Origin of the sequence: Arthrobacter sp. SO5 (assembly GCF_020532805.1) — a bacterium.
Lineage (GTDB): Bacteria > Actinomycetota > Actinomycetes > Actinomycetales > Micrococcaceae > Arthrobacter.
Map to the genome: position 1 here is coordinate 1 of NZ_MQTQ01000049.1, position 3,118 is coordinate 3,118.

Annotated in this window: 3 protein-coding genes; 2 read left to right on the forward strand and 1 reads right to left on the reverse strand. The window is 65.1% G+C overall.

What is annotated here, in order from left to right; genetic code table 11:
• Positions 1–42: 42 nt before the first annotated feature.
• Complete coding sequence (locus BJG92_RS08615) at positions 43–675, reverse strand: uracil-DNA glycosylase (protein ID WP_232083619.1); 633 nt, start codon at positions 673–675, stop codon at positions 43–45.
• Between the two features lie 308 nt (positions 676–983).
• Here BJG92_RS08615 and BJG92_RS08620 point away from each other — a divergent pair, with 308 nt between their 5' ends.
• The gene (locus tag BJG92_RS08620; RefSeq protein WP_232083620.1) at positions 984–1,163 is read left to right on the forward strand and encodes a hypothetical protein; all 180 of its coding nucleotides are present in this window, start codon (positions 984–986) and stop codon (positions 1,161–1,163) included.
• Between the two features lie 265 nt (positions 1,164–1,428).
• Complete coding sequence (locus tag BJG92_RS08625; RefSeq protein WP_232083621.1) at positions 1,429–2,718, forward strand: adenylosuccinate synthase; 1,290 nt, start codon at positions 1,429–1,431, stop codon at positions 2,716–2,718.
• Positions 2,719–3,118 lie beyond the last annotated feature (400 nt).

Sequence of the window (3,118 nt, forward strand, 5' to 3'; positions counted from 1 at the left end):
GTTCCCTGGCCGAGCTTGCGGTTCTGTGCGTGCGGGTGGGGACTAGCTGGTCTTGGCCAGCCCGGTGCGGGCCATGGCGTCCTGGTAGACGGTGTGCATTTCCTCGAGGTACTGCTCCTGGCGGGCCGGGGTGCCGGCGAAAGCGCGGCCGCTGAGGGAACGGACCTTGTACGTCTTGAGGCCGCGGCGCCAGATCATGGGCACCTCGGTCTTGAGCAGCAGATTGGCGAGGCGGTTGGCCTCGGTGCCGTGGGCGACGATCACTGAGGCGCGCGGAACGACGGCCAGGAACTTCAGCAGCGGCTTGAGGCCGGCGGAGATCTGGTCCGGGGTGAACTTGCCGTTGGGCTCGCCCGGTACGTACCAGGGGTGGACATTCCAGGGCATGACGTACTCGGGGCGCAGCCCCAGCTTCCACTGGACGCCGAGCATGCGGGTGGCCGCGTCGTCGTCACCGGCAGTGATGAAGCCGGATTCGTCCTCGGTTCCGATATTGGAGAAGAGGCTGATGATGCGGCACTCATCGACGTCGTGGATGGGGTCCACGTAGGGGACATTCGTGCCAGCTTTGGTGGCCTGCAGCGTGTCGCACAGCTCGTTGACAGCCGCGACGCTAGGTTCGTAGCGGCGGCTCAGAAGCTGTTCGCGGGAATTTTCAGTGGCCAAGGCTGTCATATTGCTGAGTCTCCTGCGGGATTGGTAAAGCTGCCAGACCGTACACGGGCTACCCGCGCACCGGGCACGCCAAATACGGTGTGGTTTGAAAATGTGGTGTGGACCGATTCCTGGTCGATCCTTATTAGTCTATCAAGCCCTGCGAAATGCCGGGCCGTGCCGGAAAGGGAAAAGCCGGCAGGGACGGTGCCGCGGCCCCGGGAATCCGCAGATCAACCCTCCTGTCCGGGCCGATTCTGTGGACGCAATCACATTCTCCGCCCCGTCGGCCCGGCGAATGCGTGATGGTGGCGGCCAGGTTCGCGGTGATGGATGATGCAGCTATGCCGAACGCCATGAACAAGAAGGAATCCTCAGCCGCCGGAACCGAGGCCTTCGAGGGGGCGGCCGCAGATCTGGCCGGTGCCGGCGTCGTGCCCGGCCAGACGTTCGGTGCCCGCGCTTTGCTGGTCAACCGCAAGGCCTGGCCTGCCTTCACGGCAGCCTAGCCGTCCGCGGAGCCCGGCCGCCGGGGGGCGAGGTCCGCGGGCGAGGCGGGCGAGGTCCGAGTCCATTGGATGGTCAAATGTTTACCCGGCACCGCGATCGGCTAAACTCGGGTGGTAAGAGCCCCGAACTCTGGCGTTGATGGTAAGAGCACAGCGGTAGATTCGGGGCATTCTCATGAACGGCGCTGACCTCCGGTGGCCACCCTGGTGAATCAAGCAGGGTGAATCACCCGGACTTCGGCCCGAACGAATGGGGGAGGATCCCATGCCAGCAATCGTGATCGTCGGAGCCCAATGGGGCGACGAAGGCAAAGGTAAAGCCACTGACCTGCTCGGCCACCGCGTCGACTACGTCGTGAAGCCGAACGGCGGCAACAACGCCGGCCACACCGTCGTCGTGGGCGGTGAGAAGTACGAGCTGAAGCTCCTTCCTGCCGGCATCCTCAGCCCCAACGCGGTTCCGATCATCGGAAACGGCTGTGTGGTGAACCTTGAGGCCCTGTTCCAGGAGATCGACGGCCTGGAAGCACGCGGCGCGGACACCTCCAAGCTGCGCATCTCCGCCAACGCCCACCTCGTGGCGCCTTACCACCAGGTCCTGGACAAGGTCACCGAGCGTTTCCTGGGCAGCCGCGCCATCGGCACCACCGGCCGCGGCATCGGCCCGGCCTACATGGACAAGGTGGCCCGCCTGGGCATCCGCGTCCAGGATGTCTTTGACGCCTCCATCCTGCGCCAGAAGGTCGAAGGTTCGCTGCGCCAGAAGAACGAGCTCCTGGTCAAGGTCTACAACCGCCGCGACATCGAGGTGGACGAGATCGTGGACTACTTCCTGTCCTTCGCCGAGCGCCTCCGCCCGCTGGTCATCGACAGCACCTACGTCCTGAACACCGCCCTGGACGAAGGCAAGGTGGTCCTCATGGAGGGCGGCCAGGCCACGTTCCTGGACGTCGACCACGGCACCTACCCCTTCGTGACCTCCTCGAACCCGACGGCCGGCGGCGCCTCCGTGGGCTCGGGCATTGGCCCCACCAGGATCTCGCGCTCCATCGGCATCATCAAGGCGTACACCACCCGTGTAGGCGCCGGGCCGTTCCCCACTGAACTATTCGATGAGATGGGCGTGTACCTGCAGAAGACCGGCGGCGAGTTCGGCGTCAACACCGGCCGGCCGCGCCGCTGCGGGTGGTACGACGCCGTCCTGGCGCGCCACGCGTCCCGGGTCAACGGTTTCACGGACTACTTCGTCACCAAGCTGGACGTGCTCACAGGCATCGAGCAGATCCCCGTCTGCGTGGCCTACGACGTCGACGGCGTCCGGCACGACGAAATGCCGATGACCCAGACAGAGTTCCACCACGCCAAGCCGATCTTCGAGTTCTTCGACGGCTGGACCGAGGACATCACCGGCGCCCGCACCCTGGAGGACCTGCCGGACAACGCCAAGAACTATGTGCTGGCCCTCGAGAAGCTCTCCGGCACCCGTTTCTCCGCGATCGGCGTTGGCCCGGACCGGGACCAGACCATCGTCATCAACGATTTGATCAACGACTGACCCGCGGGCGGCTCACGCACTGACAATTGGCGCCCGACGGCGGCGGGTCACCTGGGAAGGTGGCCCGCCGCCGTCGTCGTTAAGCCCTCATCGGGCCCGCCGCCGGGGCGGTCTGGACCATTCCGGAGAAGGAAAAAGGAAATTCCGCCGGGGTGCGTAACCTTTCGGGGTGCCCCGGCGATTACTCCTGTGTAAGTGCGGCCGGTGCCCGCCACCATCGGGTATCCGGCCGGCCTTCCACAACCAAAGGATGTACGTTTCAGATGAAGAGTGTTAGCAAGACCACCAAGATTGCTGTCGGCGCCGCGATTCTCGCAGTTGGAGGATTCTCCGGCATCGGCCTGGCCAACGCGGCCCAGGTTTCGAACACCCAGCAGGCTGAAGTGAACCACGCTGCGCC